The sequence below is a fragment of the Streptomyces sp. NBC_00525 genome, from assembly GCF_036346595.1.
In the GTDB taxonomy this organism is placed as follows: Bacteria; Actinomycetota; Actinomycetes; order Streptomycetales; family Streptomycetaceae; genus Streptomyces.
Genome location: NZ_CP107834.1, coordinates 60,358 through 81,699, shown reverse-complemented (window position 1 = coordinate 81,699; position 21,342 = coordinate 60,358). Strand labels below are relative to the sequence as shown.

At 67.0% G+C, this 21,342-nt stretch carries 17 protein-coding genes and 3 pseudogenes; 9 read left to right on the top strand and 11 right to left on the bottom strand.

From position 1 onward, the window contains the following. The first annotated feature begins 144 nt into the window (after positions 1-144). The 5 genes from OG710_RS00335 to OG710_RS00315 all read left to right on the top strand — a co-directional run bounded on the left by OG710_RS00335 (position 145) and on the right by OG710_RS00315 (position 6,144). Positions 145-1,515: a tetratricopeptide repeat protein gene (locus tag OG710_RS00335; protein WP_330237528.1), complete on the top strand. Its 1,371-nt coding sequence runs from the start codon at positions 145-147 to the stop codon at positions 1,513-1,515. Positions 1,516-1,824: 309 nt separating this feature from the next. Continuing rightward, the gene (locus tag OG710_RS00330; protein ID WP_330237527.1) at positions 1,825-3,150 is read left to right on the top strand and encodes a tetratricopeptide repeat protein; all 1,326 of its coding nucleotides are present in this window, start codon (positions 1,825-1,827) and stop codon (positions 3,148-3,150) included. Between the two features lie 76 nt (positions 3,151-3,226). Beyond that, on the top strand, positions 3,227-3,742 hold the full coding sequence (locus tag OG710_RS00325) for an Imm1 family immunity protein (protein WP_330237526.1): 516 nt from the start codon (positions 3,227-3,229) through the stop codon (positions 3,740-3,742). A gap of 493 nt (positions 3,743-4,235) precedes the next feature. Further along, a complete protein-coding gene (locus OG710_RS00320) occupies positions 4,236-4,832 on the top strand; it encodes a winged helix-turn-helix domain-containing protein (RefSeq protein WP_330237525.1) in 597 nt (198 codons plus the stop codon). Positions 4,833-4,878: 46 nt separating this feature from the next. Beyond that, positions 4,879-6,144: an MFS transporter gene (locus OG710_RS00315; protein ID WP_330237524.1), complete on the top strand. Its 1,266-nt coding sequence runs from the start codon at positions 4,879-4,881 to the stop codon at positions 6,142-6,144. A 130-nt stretch (positions 6,145-6,274) separates the two neighbouring features. Here the strand turns inward: OG710_RS00315 and OG710_RS00310 are convergent, their stop codons facing one another. The 6 genes from OG710_RS00310 to OG710_RS00285 form a co-directional block, all read right to left on the bottom strand. Further along, positions 6,275-6,580, bottom strand: a complete 306-nt coding sequence (locus OG710_RS00310; protein WP_330237523.1) for a YfhL family 4Fe-4S dicluster ferredoxin — start codon at positions 6,578-6,580, stop codon at positions 6,275-6,277. Between the two features lie 96 nt (positions 6,581-6,676). After that, a complete protein-coding gene (locus OG710_RS00305; protein ID WP_330237522.1) occupies positions 6,677-7,426 on the bottom strand; it encodes a 2OG-Fe dioxygenase family protein in 750 nt (249 codons plus the stop codon). A 107-nt stretch (positions 7,427-7,533) separates the two neighbouring features. Continuing rightward, on the bottom strand, positions 7,534-8,148 hold the full coding sequence (locus tag OG710_RS00300; RefSeq protein WP_330237521.1) for a 3'-5' exonuclease: 615 nt from the start codon (positions 8,146-8,148) through the stop codon (positions 7,534-7,536). Positions 8,149-8,260: 112 nt separating this feature from the next. Then, positions 8,261-8,668: a RidA family protein gene (locus OG710_RS00295; protein WP_330237520.1), complete on the bottom strand. Its 408-nt coding sequence runs from the start codon at positions 8,666-8,668 to the stop codon at positions 8,261-8,263. A 147-nt stretch (positions 8,669-8,815) separates the two neighbouring features. Then, a complete protein-coding gene (locus tag OG710_RS00290) occupies positions 8,816-10,906 on the bottom strand; it encodes an ATP-binding protein (protein WP_330237519.1) in 2,091 nt (696 codons plus the stop codon). Between the two features lie 291 nt (positions 10,907-11,197). Then, positions 11,198-11,398: a hypothetical protein gene (locus OG710_RS00285; RefSeq protein WP_330237518.1), complete on the bottom strand. Its 201-nt coding sequence runs from the start codon at positions 11,396-11,398 to the stop codon at positions 11,198-11,200. Positions 11,399-11,439: 41 nt separating this feature from the next. Between OG710_RS00285 and OG710_RS00280 the strand changes: the two genes are divergently transcribed. Then, positions 11,440-12,201 carry a hypothetical protein gene (locus OG710_RS00280; protein WP_330237517.1) on the top strand — a complete coding sequence of 254 codons (762 nt, stop codon included), beginning with the start codon at positions 11,440-11,442 and terminating at the stop codon, positions 12,199-12,201. 54 nt (positions 12,202-12,255) lie between these two features. Here the strand turns inward: OG710_RS00280 and OG710_RS00275 are convergent. Then, positions 12,256-13,030: pseudogene (locus OG710_RS00275) on the bottom strand (transposase). Positions 13,031-13,373: 343 nt separating this feature from the next. On the opposite strand from OG710_RS00275, the gene OG710_RS00270 reads away from it, so the two are divergent. Continuing rightward, positions 13,374-16,715, top strand: a complete 3,342-nt coding sequence (locus tag OG710_RS00270) for a S8 family peptidase (protein ID WP_330237516.1) — start codon at positions 13,374-13,376, stop codon at positions 16,713-16,715. A 151-nt stretch (positions 16,716-16,866) separates the two neighbouring features. Here the strand turns inward: OG710_RS00270 and trpS are convergent, their stop codons facing one another. The 3 genes and pseudogenes from trpS to OG710_RS00255 form a co-directional block, all read right to left on the bottom strand. After that, positions 16,867-17,988, bottom strand: a complete 1,122-nt coding sequence (trpS, locus tag OG710_RS00265; RefSeq protein ID WP_330237515.1) for a tryptophan--tRNA ligase — start codon at positions 17,986-17,988, stop codon at positions 16,867-16,869. A gap of 162 nt (positions 17,989-18,150) precedes the next feature. Continuing rightward, positions 18,151-18,507: pseudogene (locus OG710_RS00260) on the bottom strand (glyoxalase superfamily protein). A gap of 235 nt (positions 18,508-18,742) precedes the next feature. Further along, the gene (locus OG710_RS00255; RefSeq protein ID WP_330237514.1) at positions 18,743-18,877 is read right to left on the bottom strand and encodes a hypothetical protein; all 135 of its coding nucleotides are present in this window, start codon (positions 18,875-18,877) and stop codon (positions 18,743-18,745) included. 310 nt (positions 18,878-19,187) lie between these two features. Here OG710_RS00255 and OG710_RS00250 point away from each other — a divergent pair, with 310 nt between their 5' ends. Then, positions 19,188-20,144, top strand: a complete 957-nt coding sequence (locus OG710_RS00250; RefSeq protein ID WP_443064309.1) for a hypothetical protein — start codon at positions 19,188-19,190, stop codon at positions 20,142-20,144. A gap of 206 nt (positions 20,145-20,350) precedes the next feature. Beyond that, positions 20,351-20,783: pseudogene (locus OG710_RS00245) on the top strand (type II toxin-antitoxin system PemK/MazF family toxin). A gap of 45 nt (positions 20,784-20,828) precedes the next feature. On the opposite strand, the gene OG710_RS00240 reads toward OG710_RS00245, so the two are convergent. Continuing rightward, on the bottom strand, positions 20,829-21,062 hold the full coding sequence (locus OG710_RS00240; protein WP_330237512.1) for a hypothetical protein: 234 nt from the start codon (positions 21,060-21,062) through the stop codon (positions 20,829-20,831). Positions 21,063-21,342 lie beyond the last annotated feature (280 nt).

The following is a 21,342-nucleotide window of genomic DNA, read 5'->3' as shown; positions in this document are numbered from 1 at the left end:
ACACCCCCTAGACAGCTCCCACCACACCGGAGGTCTTCGTCATGTTCAAGACCTGCTGAGTGTCAACAACGCTCGTGATCAATAGACCTAGGGCACGACGGGCGGGCCGATAGTGCCTGAGGGTGAGCGCTATGGTGCTTGGCCGTGGACGCTACTGATCTTGACTACCGGGCTCGGACACGGTCCGGCTGCATCCCGCCAGCGTTGGTCACGCGGCTGATTGAACGGGGCCATGCCAATGTTGTGGAGCTGCACGCCGGACGCGGGGAGTGGTTCTGCGCGCTGGCGTGGGCTCGGGCGCTGGGTGAGCAGGGCCGAGAGGCCGACGCGCTGGATGCGCTTGCCCCGTACGTGGCGACGGGCTGGTGGACGGCTGTGGTCGCCGCGGCCGAGCTGCTGGAGAGCTGGGGCCGCACCGACGAGGCGATCAATATCACCCGGACTCGTATGGAAGCCGGGCACCCGATGGCTCTGGAGGCCTACACACGGCTACTCGCCCGGCACGGCCGTGCCGAGGAGGCGTTCAACCTGCTCGTGCCCCATGTTCATGACTGGGTACTCGCCACCACCCTGGTCGACGTAGCCGCAGTTGCCGGCCGCGTCGAGGAGACTGCGGTGCTCCTCGACGCCCAGATCCAGGCCGCCCACCGCTGCGACGGCCCACGGTGCGGCCGCGGTCACGCCCGTGGTCTCGACCCCGACACGGCACTCGGCCTACTCGCGATGATCCGCGAGAGTCAGAACCACATCGATGAGGCCATCGCCCTGCTCCACCGCCGACAGATCATCTCCATCAACAGCCGAGACCAGCTTGCCGATCTGTTGGCCAGGCACGGACGGATCGAGGAACTGCGCGCCTACGCCGCGCTGGACGGACATGAGGAGGCCGTACACCGGCTGGCGGAGCTCCTGGAGGAGGTTGGCGACATCGGAGGCGCGATCGCCGCATACGGGCATACGGATCAAACCGCGGTCTGCGACCCGAACTCGGCATACCAGCTCTCGCAACTCCTGGCCCGCCACGGACGGGGTGACGAGGCGATCGCTGTGATGCGCGCCCAGGCCGACGCCCACCCCGGCGACGACTGGATTCTCCATGCCCTGTCCGAGCTGTACCTCGACCAGGGGTGTCCCGCCGACGGCCTGGCGTACCTCGAAGCTCTCGACGTCAAGCGCAGGGGTGAGGACGAGTGGGAGTTGTACTGGATGCGGTTGCCACTGATCGCCGCCTGCAAGGGGATCGACGAGGCGGTTGAACGGGCCCGTGCTCACCCCGAAGGTGCTACGTGGTACGCAGCGGAGCACATCGCCGGGCTTCTCGCCGATGCCGGTCGCACAGAGGAAGCCGTCACCGTCCTTCAACGGCATGCCGGTCGGAACAGTCATGACCTGGCCGGATACCTCATCGACCTCGGCCGGATCGACGAGGCCCTGACTGTTCTTCAGCAGCCCCGACCCCAACCGCCCGTAATACAGACGCCACACCTGTGGCTGCAGGATCATCCCCCATACTGAGGCCCTGCCCACCCGAGGCATGCCGGGGTGGCCGCCCGTGAGACCGCAGTTCTGATCCGGCCGGCATCTGTTGCCCCCTGCCATAGGGGGCACCTTGGTGCATGCGCACACCGAAACGCCGGCATAGCGGATCATTCGCTGGGCCTGGTCCGTCCACATCATCGGCCCCGGCCGAACCTTCGCATCCGTCATCCGCCAAGAACAACGAGCCCCTGGGGCGGGACCGCAGGTCGGGCTCAGGTGGGTGCGCGGCCGCGTGAGCCGGCTCCGTGCCGCTGCGATGTCGGTGGTCAGTCGTACGCTCGGCACGTGAACATTGATGATCTTGAGTGGCAGTCAAGGGGCCTGGGTGGGTACCCGCCCGTTCTGGTCGATTTGCTCGTGGAGCGCGGGCATGTGGAGCAGTTGGTGCGCGCGGCTTCACGGGGAGCCTGGTCGTGCGCGAGGGCGGCTGCACACGAACTGTGCAGGGTGGGGGAGTTTGAAAGGGCCTTGGGGGTTTTGGAGCCGTATGTTCAGACTGGCTGGGAGCCGGCGCGCTGGGCGGCGGCCGACACCTTGCTGAGCGCGGGCCGGGTTGAGCAGGCACTGGACTGGGCCCGTCCGGACGAGGCAGGACCGGTATCCGAGCACACGTGCCACAACTTCGCTGAGCTCCTGGTGAAAGCTGGGCGGGTGGACGAGGCGATACGTGTCCTGATGCCCCACCTGGACAGGGGCTGGATACTGACCGCGCTGGTCGAACTCACCGAGAGACAGGACCGCGACGAGTGGGTTCTGGAGCTGCTTGCGCCCAGGGTGGAGATCGCGCGCAGTGCCTGCGGTGAGAAGCGCTGGAATTTCGACGCCAGCAACGCGCAGGAGCTTCAGGCCCAGGTCCTGGAGCGCGTCGGCCGGGTCGATGACGCTGTCCGGGCGCTCGGCAGTGACATCGCTGCCGGTCGCTATCTGGCCCAGAACACACTGGAGGCCTATGCCGCACTGCTGCGGCGCAACGACCGGATGGAGGAACTGCGGGACCTGAGCACCGGAGAGCACGCCCACGTCGTCCTGCCGTACTACGCCAAAGCCCTCGAAGAACACGGCCGGGCCGGCGAGGCCGAAACCATCCTGCGACGCCATATCGAAACCGATGAGGGAATCTGTTTCCGCTGGCCCCTGATCGACCTTCTGAGACGCCAGGGCCGGGTCGAGGACGCGGTCGAGGTAGGGCGACCCACATTCGACTATCACGACGCGTGTCTCCTGGAGAACGTCATCCACCTCCTTGCCGAGGCCGGGCGCTACGACATCGCCCTCGGGCTTCTTGACGAGCGCGACGCCGCATACGTCGAGGAGCACTCCCACTGGTTCCATTCCAACCGGATGTGGCTACTGGGCGAGGCAGGCTGCTACGAGGAAGCCCTCGCCTATGCCCGGACCCTCCCGACGGGCTTCTACGGAATGGCGTCCAGCACCGCGTGGATTCTCGAGGAGACGGGACGTGTCGAGGAAGCCCTGGACCTGCTTCGGGTAGATCCTGACACGGACGCGTGGGAGTCGGCGGCGCTTCTTGTCCGTCATGGGCGCGCGGACGAGGCGATGGACGGCATGCCTTCCCTCGCAGAGCTCCGGGCTGCCAGCCGCTGGGGATAGCCGGAACGGACGGGCGCTGTCCGCCTCTGGGGGGGGCAGGTGGAGGATCGGCGAATTTCTACGACCGGAAGGTGAAATGGCGGCACTCAAGGTATTCAAGGACGAGCAGCCTTGGCGCTTGGAAACTGAAGACGAGCTCAAATCGTACCTCGACGAAATTTTTCTTGAGGGCCCGAATAGTGTTCCCGGGGTGGCTACTACCTTTCAGGTAGTGGATGATCAGATCAAAAATGAAGAGGCGCCAGGCAATGTTCTGACGATCGGAATTGACCGCGAATCTGGCTACGGGGCAGTCCTCTGGTATTGCGACGGAGATACTTTTTACCTGATCCTCAAAGAATTCGGTGAGGATGTGGCGGAAAATGTCTGGGTATCCTTCAACCCCAGGCCCCCGGAAGTGGACCCACAGGTTGTATGCGATCCATGGTGTCCGAGCTATTTCGACCGCTTCAGTGCTCTGCCTCTCTCGGTTGTTCGCTCCGTAGTGGAAGCATACTTTCTTGCAGGAACAGGGTTTCGGCCGCAGCAGATTCTGTGGGCCAAGGGAGATTTCACCGGCGGTCTGCAGAGGGGCGAAGGGGAAGACCGCTAAGTCGGCATGACAGGATCCTCGGCGGCTAGTCGATTTCGGTCTTGTTAAAAGCGTCTGCCGGCCCATCAAGGGTAGACATGCAGGAGACCGGGCCCGACTGGCAGACGAAGAAGAGGTTTGGCTTCTCGCACCAGGTACGTCCGGCGCCGTTCACGACGTTCACAAGGCGGTGAACACGCAGTCGTCGGCGTCCGCTTCGAGATCGGCGTCAAGCGCTGGCCCCGGCGCCGTCACGGTCCGCACCCCGTACGGGGGAGCCGGGAGCTCCTCTCGGGAAGCCGGCAAGCGGCGCGCGGGCCCCACGCGAAGGTCCGGGCATTCGTCGGGCAGGCCTTCGCCGCCTTCGGATCCCGGGGGCTCCTGCGCAGATGGGCACAGCTCGACCAACCGGATCAGCAGCCTTGCCTGAGTCGTCCTCACACATCTGGCCAGCTCAGAGGGAGGACGGAAGGCGACCATTGACAGAACTCTCTCGATAGAAGACTCTTATTGCATGTCAACCGATGATCACCCGTCTCCGCCGGGCCGCCTGACCGACCCCTCCTCCATGAGGGCCCTCTCGCATGCTGTGAGGTTGGCCTTGATCGAAGTTCTCACTGTGCATGGCGCACTCACCGCTACACAGGCTGGGAAGCTGATCGGCGAAAGCGCTACCACATGCTCTTTCCATCTGCGACAACTGGCCAAATATGGCTTCGTGGAAGAGGCGGGAAAGGGGCCTGGCCGTTCGCGTCCGTGGCGCGTTACTCGCCGGGGGTGGACAGTCGAGGAAACCTCGAACGATACAGAAACCAATGCCGCTGTGAGTGCTCTGGGGGAAATGTCTCTGCAGCGACAACTTCAACGGCATCACGATTTTAGTCGTGGTAAGTCCAGTTATCCGGAGAGTTGGCAAAGTGCTGGCAGCGCGTCTCATACGGTGTGGTGGGTGTCACCGAGCGAGATGGTTTCCCTGCAGCGAGAGATTGAGGATCTGGTCAGTCGATTCCGTGACCGTCTCGGGAATCCGGAGTCCAGGCCGTCCGATGCGTCTCCGGTAGAGGTGACAATTTTGACGCATCCATTCAATTCTCCCGATTCTCCTGCATAGCCGTGAGTCGGAATGGGTTTTTCGCATTATTGACAGGAGAGGCGGAATGGGCGCCGGCAAAGTAAATCTAGAAAAATCCGATAAAAATTCAGAGCCATTACGGAAGAATCGCGATTTTTCGCTTCTGTGGACTAGCCAGGCTGCGTCGGAGTTGGGATCCACTGTCTCGATCCTCGCTTTTCCGTTGCTGATTCTATCGATACATGGTTCGGCTGTCCTTGCGGGAGCAGTCGGAAGCATGCAGGCTGTTATACGGGCAGTCCTTCAACTGCCGGCAGGCGCTTTGGCAGATCGCTGGAATCGCAGAACTCTGATGCTGGGATGTGATGCTGGTCGAGTGGTTCTCTTTATGGCGTTGGGAGGATTAGTTCTGGTCGATCACGCATCGGTTCCTGTGATTTTCATGATTTCCGGGTGTGTGGCGGTCCTGGATGTAATGTTCGTGCCTGGTGAGGCCGCAGCCGTCAGTCAACTGGTCGGGCCCGAGAGAGTCTCCGAAGCTTTTGCCAAGAATGAGGCCCGCACGTACGCTGCATCTCTTGCAGGCCCCTCGCTCGGTGGCCTTCTTTATAGTATTGGCCGCGCGATACCGTTTTTGTTCGATGCGCTCACATATATAGTGTCGTTCACCTTGATCTCCAGAATCCGTCGCCCTCTGCAGCAGCCGCGTGAGGGGAGGCCGAAGGGTTCGCTGGTGAGAGACATTCTAGAGGGGCTCAAGTATGTAGTAAGCAGCCCATTTCTTCGCGGCGTCCTGTTTACGGCCACACCAATCAACTTCGCCCTCGTGTCGGCACAGTTCTCCGTGACATTGGCCCTGACGGAAAGCGGGTACACCCCGGCCGTGCTTGGGATGGCGCAAGGCGTGATTGCGGTTGGTGGATTGCTGGGTGCGCTCTCCGCGCCATGGATTCAGGGGCGTGTTACTTTTTATCCGCTGCTGCTGGCGACGGTATCTACTCTCTTTGTTCTCATGGTGGTGAGTGCGCTATCGGTCGGCCGCTTTTTGATGGTGTTGCCGCTGGCTCTCGGCCTGTTCCTTGCTCCTGCCATCAACGCAGCCCTGTTCGGTCGCCTCGCGGTTACGACCCCGAATCACCTTCAAGGACGTGTGATAAGCGTTGTCGTGCTACTGGCCACGGCTTCCGCGTCTGCGGCACCTCTTAGTTCGGGAATGTTCGTTGAACGACTCGGAAGTATTGCTGCTATGACGTCATGTGTCGTCGCCGTGGCATTGTCACTGTTTGCCGCGCTCTATTTTCGAGGGCTTCGAATCGAAAAAGCGTCACACACTGATCCTTTTCCAAACTGACTGCCGCGGTGAGGTGTCGGAGGATGCCAACTGTGCGGATCCATGAAGCTCCTGGTAGACGGGTCCTCGGCCAAGATCACCCGCGTTCGCCAGGAGCTTCTCCTGCTTGTCTCCCATCGTCGATGACAGGTCACTTCCGGAAACGGCTGGGGTAGTCGTTGGCGGCTGCCCTGTTCCGGAGCGCGGTGTCGTCGGGGTGCAGTCGCAGGGTCCGGCCGAGCAGGACGTCCTCGGTCTCCACCCTGTCGGGGTCCGGCAGACAGCAATCGACCGGGCACACGGCCTGGCACGGGATCTCGTCGAAGAGACCCACGCACTCCGAGCAGGTATCGGGGTTGATCACATAGATCTCGTCACCCTCCTTGATCGCCTCGTTCGGGCACTCGGGCTCGCAGGCACCGCAATTGATGCAGTCCTCGGTGATCTGGATGGCCATTACCGCTCATTCCTGTCTCTCGGCACGGTCCGATGACCAACGAGCGGACAGCCGGGAGGTATCGCGCAGATCCCGCGTCGCCGTGCCCCTGTGTGGTCAGCGGCCGGCCGGCTGGGGGTGTTGTGCGAGGAGCGTGGTGACCAGTACGTCGCGGTGGGCGGGCCGGGCCGGGTCCAGGGGGCGGATGGGGGAGACATCGTGCCAGGTGGCCCGGTCGTCGCTCAGCAGCAAACTGCCCGGCGCGCTGAGAGTGACGGCTGCCGTCTCCTTGCCGTTCGGCCCGTACAGGGTGCTCCGGCCGCCGTCGACGTTCTCGCGGCCGATGAGCAGTGAGCTGACCAGGGTGACGCCGTCCTTGTGCCTGCCCTCGGGGGCCGGCTCGCCGTCGCCGCTGGTCTGTGCGGCGACCCGGAAGGGGTGCACCTTGACCTCCCATTCCGGTGTGCCGTCCAGGCCGCGGGCCACCTGCCCGAGCAGCCGGATCAGCGCGTCCAGCGCGGGTTCGGCGCAGAACTTCTCGGTGAGCGGTTCGAAGCGGCGGGCCCGGTCGACGTAGAGGGGATTGCTGTTCTGCGGCTGCACGAACGTCTCATGCCCCTTCGCCCGGACGGTTCCGTTCGCGGACAACTCGTAGCTGCCGTAGCGGCGCATGCGCCGCGTCCCCCGCTCGGCCGCGTACGGGTCGACCGCGAGCTCTTCCCAGTGCGAGGCCAGACAGCCGAACTCCCCGACCCCGATCCCCAGACACCCGGCGACAGCGTCCGGTTCCATGAGGTACCAGCCCTCGGACGCCACCGCGGTCCGCGCCTGTTCGACCAGCCGCGATGCCTCTCGTTCCTGGCCCACACGGTCCGGCCCCGGCCCCGGCCGCGGTTCAGCGTGTTGTTCGCCCATGCCGCTCATGCTGGTCTCCCGTACGCGGCACCGCATCCGCTGACACGCTGTTCGGGTTCTCACCCAGGTGCGCTGTTGTCCCCGATGACGAGACGCGACCCCGCTCCCGGCCACGCCCCGCGGCCCAACAGGTCGAGGACGAGGGCGGCGATGTTCCACGCGTCGTCCTCTCCGCGGTGATGGCGTCCTTCGAGCGGCAGTCCGGCTATGCGCAGAGCCTGATCCATGCCGGGCTTCTTGCGCAGCCCGTAGGCCGCGGTGAACACGGCCTTGGCATTGGTGTGGGTGCGCTCGGTCGGATAGCCGAACGGGAAGGCCACCCCGTCCGCCTGACTCTGCCGAGCGAATTGCCGGCGGTCGTACTCGCCCCAACTCGCCCAGGGACGCTCACCGGCCTCGAACTCCCCGACGAGGATTCGGCACGCTTCGGCGAAGGAGACGCCCCGTTCCACCTCGGCCTGCGTCAGTCCGGTCAGTTCGGTGCAGAATTCGCTCACCCTCGACCGGACGGGGCGGACCAGAACACGATGCCGGGACACACGGCGCTCGGCCGACACGTCCACGACGGTGAGACCGATCTCGATGATCTCGTTCACAGAGCCGGGCGGCGGCTGCCCGTCCCAGCAGGTGGCCTCCACATCGATGACGTTCAGCAGGGACGATGTGAGGCGCATGGGGCCAAGGGTAGTGATGCTCACGCGGCTCCGGCACTTCAATTACGGTGCGCCGAAACGTCCTGCGCCCACCCCGCGACGGGGTGGGCGCAAGACGTGTCCCTGCCGGTGGCTACTTCGGCAGGTCCAGGCGTACGAGGGCGCCGATCTCGACGAGCTGGTCGGGCAGGGCCAGAGCGGTCACCTCCATGACCGTGCTGGTCGGCCGCCAGTCCCCCATGTAGGCGGCGTGCAGCCGCGCGGCGGTGTCGAAGTTCGCCCGCAGGTCGCTGACCAGCACGGTGGTCTCCACGATCTGGTTCCGGGTGGCACCGAAGTGATCGAGCACCCGGTCCAGGTTGGCCAGCGTGGTCTTCACCTGCAGCCCGAAGTCGCCCGCACCGATGAACGTGCCGTCCTCGTCATGGGAGACCTGCCCCGAGATGTAGAGCGTGTCCCCCGCACGGACCGCCTGGCTGTATCCGTACTGCGATTCCCACGGCATCCCGAAGCCGAACGTCCTGGCCTTGTTCTCCGTCATGGTTCCCTCCGTCTGTCCACGGGGCAGGGGCCGGCATCCCAGCCGTACCACCGGTGTGTACCCCGGAGTTCAGCCTCTTCCGACCGTGCTGCTCAGTGCCAGATCACGTCCTGCTCAACGCTGCTCACCCGTACGCCCGATTCCGGGTCAGGCCTGGCCCGGACCGTACAGTTCGCGCTTCCACAGATGCTCGGTCACCTCGGACAGCGCGGTCTGGAGCCGACGGCGGTAGGTCCCGTACGGGACGCCCAGCCGGGCCGCCGCCGCCTCCTGACTGCGTCGCGTGTCGAGATACGTCACCTGGAGAACGCGGTGCGACAGCTCCGTCTCAGGGGCATCCCGCAGGGAATCCACGGCGGCGGTGAGGACGCCGCGGAGCCGGGTGACGGCGTCGGCGCCGGGTGCGTTCGCCATGAGACGGCTACGGGACAGAGCGTTCGCGGAGAGTTCCGCGGCACGGTGCAGGTTCCGGAACGCCTCCCTCACCGCTTCGTCGAACTCCTCGCGTGTCAGCACGGTCAGTTCACCGACCGGCGCGGCGAAACGCCGGCCGGACCGGGGGTCGGGACCGCTGAGTTCGAGCCGCCCGCTGATGCTGAGCCAGCGTTCGACGGATACAGCCCGCCAGTCGTGCGCGAAGAGCGTGTGCGGGCGGCCGTCGAGCGACGGGGACGGATCGATGGCCCGCTGGTCGATGTATGAGAAGAACGGCCGCCAGAGATCGGCGTCGGAGAGAACGATGTACGACCACGCGAGCCGCTCGGCGCGCAGGAATTCGGCGAAGACGCGGTGCAGCATGAGGTCCATGACGGGAGACGGCCGCTGGTGGCCGTCCGGGTGGACCAGGAAGCGGGCCACCGCCAGGTGCTCGCCGCCGCGCAACTGGGCGGTGGCTCGGGAGTGCTGCCAGCACGCGGCGATCACCGGGTCCGCGGCCAGATGCCGGTCGTCCGGCGTGTCGAGCTCCAGCCACAGGCTGAACGCGGCCGGCCGGTCGGTGTCGGAGCTGCGCAGCACGCGGAACGCCTCCGGCCGCTCGGTCAGCCAGAACGCGGCCACCGCCGCCGACTCGTCCCCCTCCGCGCGGCGGGCCAGCTCCACGAGCCGGTCGTGGTCCTCGGCGCGGTAGGAGTCCTCGTACACGGCGCCGGTGCCCTGCCAGGTCAGGTAGCGCGAGACGAATCCGTTGGACCGGTGCAGGTGTGTGAAGGCCAGGACGGCCGGGACGGTATCCGCCCCGGTGGCGGTGCGGGCCCGGTCGATCACATGGGCGCGCACCCGCTGGTGCAGCTCCGCATAACCGCCGGGGTCGCGCCAGCGCAGATCACTGTCGAGGGCCTCCCGCACCACGTCGTGCGGAAACACGCCGACCACACACGGATCTATGTACGGCTGCTGCCGCAACCAATCGAATATCTGTCTGGTGTCGGCGTCCGGCAGGGCCATGGCCAGCAGTTCCTCGGTGGTGGCGAAGGTGTGGGCGCACACCTCCAGGGCCCGGCGGTGGTCGGGAGACGGCACCTCGCCCACGAGATGACGCAACAGGGCGCCGATCACATCGCGGTCCGGCCGCCACACCATGGTGTGCCGGGGGTCGTGCGTGGCGACCTCGGCGGAGAGCCTGAGTGCGATCGGATTGCCACCGGCGAACGCGAGAATCGGGTCGTACAGTTCGGCCGGTACGCCTTCCGAACGCAGAAGTTCGACGGCCGAGGCGGGTGGCAGGTCGTCGAGTTTCAGGACGGACAGCGCCCCTCGCCAGCCCGGATCGGTGCGCCAGCGCACTCCGGGGGGCCGGCGACCCGCGACACAGACCAGGGTGCCCAGCGGCAACTGCGGAAGGAAGCGCTGGTGGAACCACTCCTCCAAGCCCTGGCAGCGTTCGAAGTCGTCCACCAGGAGCAGGGCGCGGTCCTGGGCCAGGACGGCGGCGGCCTCCTCCAGAGTTTTCGGGGAGGGAACCAGGGAACGCGCCTTGACGTGCACCACGAACCGGCCGGCGGCGACGGCTTCGTCCTCGAAGCGCTGGAGCATGGTCGACTTGCCGATGCCGCCTTGACCGTGCAGGAAAAGCACCGATGCGGTACCGGGATCTCCCGGCGCGGCGTCCAGCGATCTCCGGAAGAGCGCCAACTCGCTCTCACGCCCCACGAAGGCATACGTGCGCGCCGCGCGCAGGCGGTCGGCCAGCCGAGCGGGCGGAGCAGAACCGTTGACCATCACGCGGACCTGTTCCACCTCTCCGAGCCCCGCACACTTACGGGAGCCTTCGCACCGAAAAGAATACCCACGCAGTGCGAACGGCCTGATGGTACGCAGCGCTGACGCCGGTCTCTGGCGTGGCCGCCCGAATCGCCGCGCCTCTTCGAGGCCGGCTCGGCGTGTCCCAGTTGGAGGTCATGCTCGCGACGAGCCGTGTGAGACCCTCCGGATTCTCAGCGCTCATCCACCCGACGCTGAAGATCGTCCGCGGCAGGAACGCGCGGCGCATCACCACACGGACCTCGCACATCTGCCGCCGCCACCTGCTCAACGCCCGGGTGGCAATGCCGTGTCGCGCCGGATCGCCGTGCAGTACTTCGCCCGAATCATCCGCTGCTCGCCGAGGAGCGCGTCAAAGGGATCAAGCGAGTTCTCCTCACAGTCGGCGTTGAGCAGGATGTGCGTACCGGTGCTGGGTTTGTCCGAATACAAGGCTTGCTCACACCGGTCGCCGTAGTTACGTTTCATCTCCACTTCTTTGCTGCGCGCCGAGGCGGAAGGCCGTATCCGTGAGTGTCGTTACTCTGCTCCCCTTCCTTCTTGTCTTCGGCCTGGTGGCACTGCTTGCCATGGCCTCTCGGCGCAGACGCCTGACGGTTGATGCCCGTGTACGCCGCGAGGACGCTTTCCTGGCCGCGTTGCCGCCCCCCTCGGTCGCATCGGCCGATCTCAACGCGCTGGCACTCGAAGCCCTGGATGAGTTGTGCGCGCGCAGCAACAGCACCCCGGAAGTCTTCGTGGACATGGGGGACTACTTCGCGTGGCGTGGCTGGAACGGTGCCGATGTCCATCGCATCATGGGCCGGCTCGGCGGCCTGAACTTCGCCCACCAGGTGGTGAGCGCCGACCATCCTTTCAGCCCGTATCGCTATAGGGCGACACAGAGTGGAGTGAGGGAGAACATGGCGAATTCCGGCCGCAGCGCGCATTCCTCGAACCTCAGCATCAACCAGTACACGGGGCACGGCGACAACACCGCCAATACATCCGTCGGCTCCGGTAACGCCTCGCTGAACCAATTCCATCAGGGTGAGGGCCGCAACGTGCACCTGGAGCTGGCGCAGCGGCTCCGGGAAGAGGCCGCGGACGCACTCCCGGTGATCGCGGACACAGCCCAGAGCCATGCGCAGATTCTGGAAGCGGCGCTCGCAGCGGGGGATGCCGAGGCCCGCGACGAATCGGTGGGTCGCATCCAGCGTTTTCTTCAGACGGTGGGCAGCGGGTTCCAGGCCAGCCAGCAATTGCTCTCCCTTCTGGGGCTGCCCGGCTAGAGGTTGTCCCGTAAATGATCTATGGCGTGCTGGTTGATCAGCATGGGTCCCTGGTCAGCCGACGAGGGCGAGGTTGTGAAGGCGGGCGATGCCGAGCACGGCGTGGTGGACGCCGTCGCCTTTGAGGCGGCAGTCGCGGAGGATCCTCCAGCTCTTCATGTGGGCGAAGGTGTGCTCGACGCGGGCCCGCACTTTGCGGTGGGAGGTGTTGTGTTCCTCCTTCCAGGGTGGCGGTTTCTCGTTCTTGTGGCGGCGGTAGTGCGGGATGGTCAGCCCGGTGCCCCGGCAGCCGCCGTCGGCGATCACCGTGGGGGTGGTGCCGACGGCGGCCTTCGCTCCGGAGTCCTGCCAGGCTCTGCAGTCGTTGCGGTTGCCGGGCAGGCGGCTTGCCGACGGCGACCACGAGGCGGGTGTCGGCGTCGATGACGACCTGGTGGTTGGTGGAGTAGCGGTAGTTCTTGCTGGAGGCGGCCACGGTCCGGTCCCGGGTGGGAACCAGGGTGCCGTCCACGATCAGCACGGTGGTCTTGCGCAACCGTCGTCGGGGCTAAAGGGCGAGAGCCGGTCCGAGGTGGCCGACGATCCGGTCGGCCGCAGACTTGGATATGCCGAACAGCGGAGCGATCTGGCGCAGGGTGAGGTTGGTGCGCCAGTATGCGGCCACCAGCAGCACCCGGTCCTCCAACGGCAGCGACCACGGTCGGCCCTTGCGGACCGGATCGGCTCCCTCACGCCGCAGCGCGGTGATCAACTTGCTGAACTGCCGAGGGCTCAGCCCGGTGAACGGGCCTATCCAGGAGGGCTCCGACGCCGTGATCACACCAGCCACGACAAGATCGTCTCACCCCTGACCAGCAGTTACGGGACAACCTCTAGGAAGGACGAGCCGTTCTTCAGGAGCCGGGACACCGTCGAGTGGACCTGCCCGTAGTGCAGCATCCGGGCCCGAGCCGGTGGGGGAGTCGACTTCGCCGGCTGCGGACGGGGAAGGCCGGGTCGACATCGGGTGCAGACCCTCCAACTCCGGCCATCTGTGCGCCTGCTGTGAACCTATTCGAACCCTTCTCCCTCTCTACGGGTGAAACAGCCGGCACCGGCACGTACCGGCGCCGACTGCCCACCGGCCCTCTCGGGGGCCGCCCGATTCTCCAGGGGGAGAGTTGCGCAAGCACGTGAGAAAAGCATGCGTTTCCACCGTCGCCACAGCGGCGGCCGTGGCGCTCGCGGCGGGGTTGACCACCCCGGCCGTGGCGCACGACAACAGCCCGTCGCAGCCGGCCGAGAACTCGTCCGGCGCACGGCAACAACTGACGCTCATCACCGGCGACCGCGTCACGGTGGACGCCGAGGGCCGGGTACTCGGCTTCCGCCCCGCGGCGGGGCGCGAGCACATACCCGTGCAGAGACAAACGAGGGACGGGCACACCCTGCTCGTCCCCGCCGACGCCCACCGGCTCATCAGCTCCGGGAAACTGGACCGCCGACTGTTCGACGTCACCGAACTGAGCCTGGCGGAAAACCACAGGGCTGCGGGGAAGTCGAGCCTGAAGCTGATCGTCTCCTACCGGGGCGCATCGGCCGCGGCCGCGCAGGCCGACGTACGCGACGCGGGCGCGACCCGCGTCGGACCCGCGCTGAAGTCGCTGGGCGCACAGGCGTTGGCCACTTCGCAGGAGGACGCCCGATCCGTCTGGCAGGCGCTCACCAGCAAACCGTCCGGCGGCGTCCAGCGGACCATGGCCCCCGGGATCGACCGGGTGTGGCTGGACGGAGTGCGCAGGGCGAGCCTCGACAGGAGCGTCCCGCAGATCGGCGTTCCGACCGCCTGGAAGGCGGGCTACACCGGCAAGGGCGTCAAGATCGCCGTCCTCGACACCGGCGCGGACGCCACTCACCCGGACCTCAAGGGCCAGATCCTCGCGGCGAAGAACTTCTCCGCCTCGCCCGACACGAAGGACCGTTTCGGCCACGGCACCCACGTCTCCTCCATCGCCGCGGGCACCGGGGCGAAGTCGGGCGGGAAGTACAAGGGCGTGGCTCCCGACGCCAAACTCCTCGAAGGCAAGGTCCTCGACGACGACGGCTTCGGCGAGGACTCCGGCATCCTGGCCGGCATGGAGTGGGCGGTCGCGCAGGGCGCCGACGTCGTCAACCTGAGCCTCGGAGGAACCGACACCCCGGAGATCGACCCGCTGGAGGCGGCGGTCGACAAGCTCTCCGCCGACAGCGGCGTGCTCTTCGCCATTGCGGCGGGCAACGAAGGCGACGCGGCGGGCACGGTCGGCTCCCCCGGCAGCGCGGACGCCGCGCTGACCGTCGGTGCGGTCGACGACAAGGACCTGCTGGCGGACTTCTCGAGCAGGGGCCCCCGGGTCGGCGACGGGGCGATCAAGCCCGACGTCACCGCCCCCGGCGTGGACATCACGGCGGCCGCCTCACCCGGCTCCGTCATCGACGAGGAGGTCGGTCAGAGCCCGGCGGGCTACCTGACGATCTCCGGTACGTCGATGGCGACCCCGCACGTCGCCGGCGCCGCCGCGCTCCTCAAGCAGCAACACCCCGCCTGGAAGTACACCGAACTCAAGGGGGCCCTCGCGGCCTCCACGAAGCCGGGGAAGTACACCCCCTTCCAGCAGGGTTCGGGCCGGATCGCCGTCGACCGGGCGATCACCCAGTCCGTGATCGCCGACCCGGTCTCGGTGAGCTTCGGCGTCCAGCAGTGGCCCCACGACGACGACGCGCCGGTCACCAAGAACGTGTCCTACCGCAACCTGGGCACGAGCGACGTCACACTCGCCCTCACCGTCCAGGGCGCCGGCCCGACGGGCAAGCCCGCCCCGGCCGGCTTCTTCGCCCTCGGCGCCACCCGCGTCACCGTCCCGGCGGGCGGCACCGCCGAGGTGCCGCTGACCGTGAACACCAAGCTCGGCGGCACGCTCGACGGCGGATACTCCGCCTACGTGGTCGCGACCGGCGGCGGGCAGACCGTCCGCACCGCAGCCGCTGTCGACCGCGAGCGCGAATCGTACGACCTCACGCTCCGGACCATCGGGCGCGACGGTAAACCGGCTCCGTACACCACGAGCGACGTCTACGGCATGGGCGGCGCGGCGAGCAGTGTGTGGGAGTCCCCCGAAGCCGTCGACGGAACGGCGAAACTCCGCGTCCCCAAGGGCGAATACGTCCTCAACTCGGCCGTGTACGTCGACCCGGACGACCTCGGCAAGGGCGTCGACTGGCTCGTTCAGCCCTACCTGAACCTCACCCGGAACACCACGGTGACGTTCGACGCGCGCCGGGCCAAGCCGGTGAAGTTCACCCTTCCGGCCAGCGGCACGAAGCCCGTGATGGCCTCGCCCGACATCGAGGTTGACCACGACGGCAACGGCTACTCGACCGGGTGGGTCCTCCCCTCGTACGAGCAGCTGCGCACCGCGCACGTCGGACCGAAGGCGACCGGGGTCCAGCTCTCCCAGCACTGGTACGGCACGTGGACCAAGGGGGCGGCGACCCGGTACGACATCGCGCTCGGCGGAGCCGTGAGCCGGGTGGCGACCGGCTACCACCGCGCGATCGGCAACGGACAACTGGCCAAGGTCGTCATCCGCTCCGGAGCGTCCGTCAAGGGCAAGACCGGCGACGTCTACGCCTCGGGTATCCTGCCCGACTCGTTCGGAGGCTGGGCGGCCGGCACATTCCAGAAGCTGCCGGCCACCACCACCTCGTACGTCTCCACCGTCGACAAGGTGCGGTGGGGATTCGACTTCTCCCAGAACGGTCCGCTCGACGCGGACGGATACCCGACCCTCGACGCCTCGTACTCACTCGGCGCCCCGAAGGCGCTCAAGGCCGGCAAGACGTACACGAAGACGGTGAACACCGCGGTGTTCGGGCCCTACGTCAACGCCGACTTCGGGGTCTTCCGCGACGGCGACGAGATCACCGGCATGATGCCGCTGGTCGCCGACGGCAACCGGAATGCCGGAGACTCCGTGTACAAGTCGGTGAAGACGGTGCTCTACCGCAACGGCAAGGTGCTCACCGCCAACAACGACCCGCTGTCGGGCGAAACCACGGTCACTGTGCCGGCGGCCGCGGCCGACTACCGGCTCACCACGTCGGTACGGCGCGCCGCCGACGTCGCCTCGGTCTCCACCCGGATCGACGCGAGCTGGACCTTCCGCTCCGGCCGGACCAAGGGGCTTGTCGCCCTGCCGATCTCCATGGTCCGCTTCGCACCGGCGGTGGCGCTGGACAGCACGGCCAAGGCCGGCAAGACCGTCTCCGTGCCGGTGAAGGTCCAGGGAGCGGCCGCCGGCAAGAACCTCAAGTCCCTCACGGTCTACGTCAGTTATGACGCGGGGAAGACCTGGAAGAAGACCGCGGTCAAGAAGGGTTCGATCTCGGTGAAGAACCCGGCGAAGAAGAAGTCGCTCTCGTTCAAGGCCAAGGTCACGGACAAGAAGGGCAACACCTCCTCGGTGGCCATCTACGACGCCTACTTCGGCAAGTAGCCCCACCCCTCCGCGCAGCCGACGCCACGGCTCCGCGGACCCGCACGACGGCGGCCCGCCGGGACGGTTCTCTCACCGCCCCGGCGGGCCGTTCGCCGCGGTGCGACGTGGGACGACCGCTCGGCCCCGCCGATGAGGACACCGGTGCCGGTCAGTAGCGGTTGTTCATGGCCGTACGGACTTCGGCGAGCGTGCGGTCGGCGACGGCGTTGGCCCGCTCGTTCCCCTCCCGCAGAATCTCGCGGAGGTGGCCACGGTCCTGGGCGTACTGCGCCCGGCGGGCCCTGATCGGGGCCAGGAACTCGTTGACCGCCTCCGTCACGGTCCGTTTGAGCGCGGCGGCACCCGCGGAACCGATGTCTGCGGCGACTTCGTCGGGCGTCCGGTCCTGACACAGGGCCGCCAGGAGGAGCAGGGAGGAGACCTCCGGGCGGTTGGCGGGATCGTAGGTGATGTGTCGCGCGGAGTCGGTCCTGGCTCCCTTGATCAGCCGGGCGGTCTCGTCGGCCCCGGCGGCCAGGGCGATGGCGTTGCCGCGGCTCTTGCTCATCTTGGCCCCGTCCGTCCCCAGGAGCAGGGGCGCGGGCGAGAGCAGGGCATCGGGCTGGGGGAAGACCGCGGTGCCGGCACCGTAGCGGTCGTTGAAGCGGCGGGCGATGGTGCGGGTCAGCTCCAGATGGGGGAGCTGATCCTGGCCGACCGGCACCAGATTGCCCTTGCAGAAGAGGATGTCGGCGGCCTGGTGGACCGGGTAGGTGAACATCAGACCGCTGACGGAGGACTGCCGAGAGTGCGTGATCTCGTCCTTGACCGTGGGGTTGCGGCTCAGTTCCGCGACCGAGACCAGACTCAGGAAGGGCAGCAGCAACTGATTGAGCGCGGGCACGGCGCTGTGCGTGAAGACGGTGCTGCGTGCGGGGTCCACTCCGATGGCGAGGTAGTCCAGGAGCAACCCCTCGACGTGCCCGGCCACGTTGTCCGCCACATCACGGTCGGTCAGTACCTGGTAGTCGGCGATGAGCACGTAGGTCTCCACGCCGAGGTCCTGCAGACGCACCCGGTTGTGCAGGGTGCCGAAGTAGTGCCCCAGATGGAGACGTCCGGTGGGACGGTCGCCGGTCAGCACACGGAACCGCCCGGGCTCCGAGCGGATCTGTTGCTCCAGTACAGCGCTGCGCGCCCGTTGCGCAGTCGTTTCGAGTACATCAGCGGACGAACCCGAGGCATCGGCGTGCGCACAGTCCGGGCCGGTGAGCTGAGAGAGAGTGGTCATTACGGTCTCCTGGTGGTCGTGGCGCCGTTCCGACGACGACACGCCCCTGACCCAGGGACCACGAGCGGGCCGTTCGTCCGAACGGCCCGGTCATGCGTGAGAGGCGGCCGCTCCTACAAGGAGCGCCACCAGCTCGCACAGGACGAAAGATGCATGCCGGAATCATACGTGCTTGCCCTGCCGTACGCCTTGCTGATTCCGTTGTGCGGAGATCCCGGCCCGTGTGATCCCCGCGGACACGTACTCGCTCAGCTCGACCTCACGTGCCCAGGGAACTTCTTTCGCCCGCACGCCGAACTCGCGGGCGGCGGCATCGACGTCCCGTACGCGGAGGTAGACCAGAGTGTCCGGGTGGGCATCGCCTTCGTGCTCCTACAGGAACAGCCGCATCCCGCCCCGGGCGACTTCGACGAACGCGGGAAGTCCCGGTTCGAAGCGGTGTTCCACTTGCGTGGTAAAGCCGAGCCGCTCGTATCACGCGACCGCAGCCGCAGCATTCTCGACGCGGAGAATCGGGATGGCTTCCTCGGCCGGTCCGCTATCGTCGCAGACCGCTCGGGGCGGAGAGCGGCAGCGTCACCGCTGACGTTTTCCCTGCCGGCCACGACGAGAGGACGCACTTGTCTGCTCCCGCGCATTCGGCCCGCCGGGTCGTAGGCGTCGGATCGGTGCCGGCCCGACGGCTTTCACTATCGCCGGCCGTGCGGAGACTGGCCGTCCAGCTCCCGGCCGGTGAGACTAGATGTGGTACGGGCTAGTAGTAGATCCAGAGCGTCACGGCGAAGCCGTCGCGCGGGTACGCGCGAGGCTCCAAGGGGCACACCGGGGATCCGGCCTCGGCGAGCCGCTGAGCGAGTTCGATCTCGAACCGCGCGATCTGCTGCCCCACAGGAGCGTCCCAGGGCGAAGACGCCACACAGCGTCAGCCGTAGGGCCGACTTGTTCTTGTGGAGAACGGTTGCGTCGTGGGCCGGTAGACGCAGTGATGCGGCGACGCCCGTCGCCGCATCGATCGCATGCGTGAAGTCGGTCGTCTCCACCATCGAATCCTGGCACAGACGGCCTGGCGGCCGCGGTGCCCCAGCTCAGCGCACCGGATGTACCAACCGTGCCCCTACCCGCCAGGGTCCGCCCGAAGGGAGGTGCCCCTTGCGCCCCGGTGCTCCCCGGCCGGCACGTGGCGCTACCCTCGGCAGATGATGCATGCTGGGCTGTCTTCAAAGGTGATCACACGCCACCGCAACGGGCGGATCCACGCCTACACGATGGCCGGCGGCGCCTTGGGGGCGCTGGAGCCCGCGGCGGTATTCCACCCCCGACCGGGCGACGAGCTCGAAGAGTCGGCGGTCTGGCCCGATCTCAAGCGGGCGGTGTACACGACGGTCAACAGCGTGGTGTGCCTCCGCAACGACGGCAAGCTGCTGTGGACCGCGGACTTCCGCCCGCACTCGGACAGGCATCACGGCAACTGGCCCGGTTGTGCCCTCTCCCTGGACGGCCGGGCCGTGTGGGTGTACCGGCCGGACGTCATTGCGGGGCGCGGACAGGCGGACCAGTGGGTCGTGCACGACGCGAACAGCGGGGAGGTACTCGCCAGGCATCAGGCGGAGACGGCCGGACACGGGGGCTCCCACCACGTACACCCTGTGGACGGCAGCGTCTACCTCGACATCGGAGAGGGCCAGGACGGCTCCGTCATCCTCCGGGGTGTGCCGGGGGAGAACGGGGAGGTCGAGTTCGTGACGTACCCATGGCCGGACCGGTGCATGATCGCTGTGTCGCCGGACGGGCAGCAGTTCATGACGGTCGACCATGAGCAGGGGGACGTCGCCTTCCACCGTCACCCCAGCGGGGAGGTGCTGTTCACGCTGCCCGTCGAAGCCTTCGGATACGAGGCGGAATCGACCGTGATGGAATGGAGCGGCGGCTACCTGACTCCCGACCTGGCGGTCGTCCCGCTGGCGGGTGAGGACGAGGACGAGGAGGAGTGGTTCAGCCACCACCTCGTCGACCTGCGCACCGGCACACCCAGCGGCGAACTCGCCACCGAGGCGACCGACCCGTATGGACTGGTTCCGCTGGGCGACGGCACCTGGCTCACCGGCGGTCCCGACGGCAATCTCTTCCGCTCGGCGCTCGCTCCGCAGCCTTCCTGACTGTTGCCCAGTCTCAAGTCCCGCAGCTCAGGCGGACGTTCGACCCGCGCGGGCCCGCCCACGCTCCGGCGCTCCGGAACCTTGGACGTCGCCTCGCGGACCGGCGGGTCTACGCTGTGGCGCGCGGCCACCGCACGATTCCGCTTCCTTGGCAGGCATGTTGGACACATCGCGTGCGCCAGCCGCCTTGTACCACAGGAGGACACATGCAACGCGGGGAAGTCCGGTGGGTCGACTTCGACGAGCGACGTCCGGTCGTACTGCTCTCGGACGAGGAACCGACCGGGTTCCAGGCGATGCAGGTCGTCGCGCCGGCGGGCGGCGACATGAGTGATCTTGGCGTTGAAGTGCCCGTAGGACCTGCGGAAGGACTGTCCTTCGAAGGCGTGCTGCGGTTCGCGTTCCCGCGTCCGGGCCTCGCCCCGTGCACATGGCAGACCACTGTAGCCAGGGAGAACCTGACCGAGCAGGCGGGCGTGCTGTCCGCCAAAAAGCTCAGTGAGGTCGACGCGGCTCTCCGCACCGCCGGACAGGAGGCAGTGGACCCCGCTGACGGCTGCCAGATTCAGCGCACTCAAAGAAGCTCGCCGTCTGGAAGGGGCCGGGAGCGGGCAAGGTCACGAGAGAGCCTTGCAGTAGCGCACCAGGGCCAAGGCTGTCTCGAGGCGTCCCACGGCCCTTCCATCACGGCGCTGTCAGGGCGGCCTCGAGTACCGTCCTGACGACCCGGAAGGAGAGACGGGTACCGAGCGCGGTGGTGGCTCCGGCTATGAGGCCGACACCCGCAAGCAGCTGCAGGACTTCGAGGGTGGGCACGCCCGTAAGGGCTTTGAGGGCCGCGGTGATAGTGACCACGACGATGATCACGATGGCTTCGGCGCCGTTGAGGCGGCAGTCGCTGGGGGATCCGTGCTCCACGCAGGCTCTGGTGGCGGGGTGGTGTCTGGGCATAGGTGTCTCTGACTCTTTTCGGTTCGGCGGCCTTGCGGCCGCCGAACGCTGGCCCCATCTGGGTTGCACCACAGGACAGTGGCCGCCGTCCGTGACGTGGTGCGTGGACAAGATGTTGGCACTCCGAGGACGCCAACTCCCCACTCGCGGGGGCTGGTCACGCGTTTCGATGCGCCGTTGTCCCAACAGGTGCATGCTCAGGTGTTGCCCCCTTCTCCGCATCCGGTGGGAACAGCACATGGAGCCC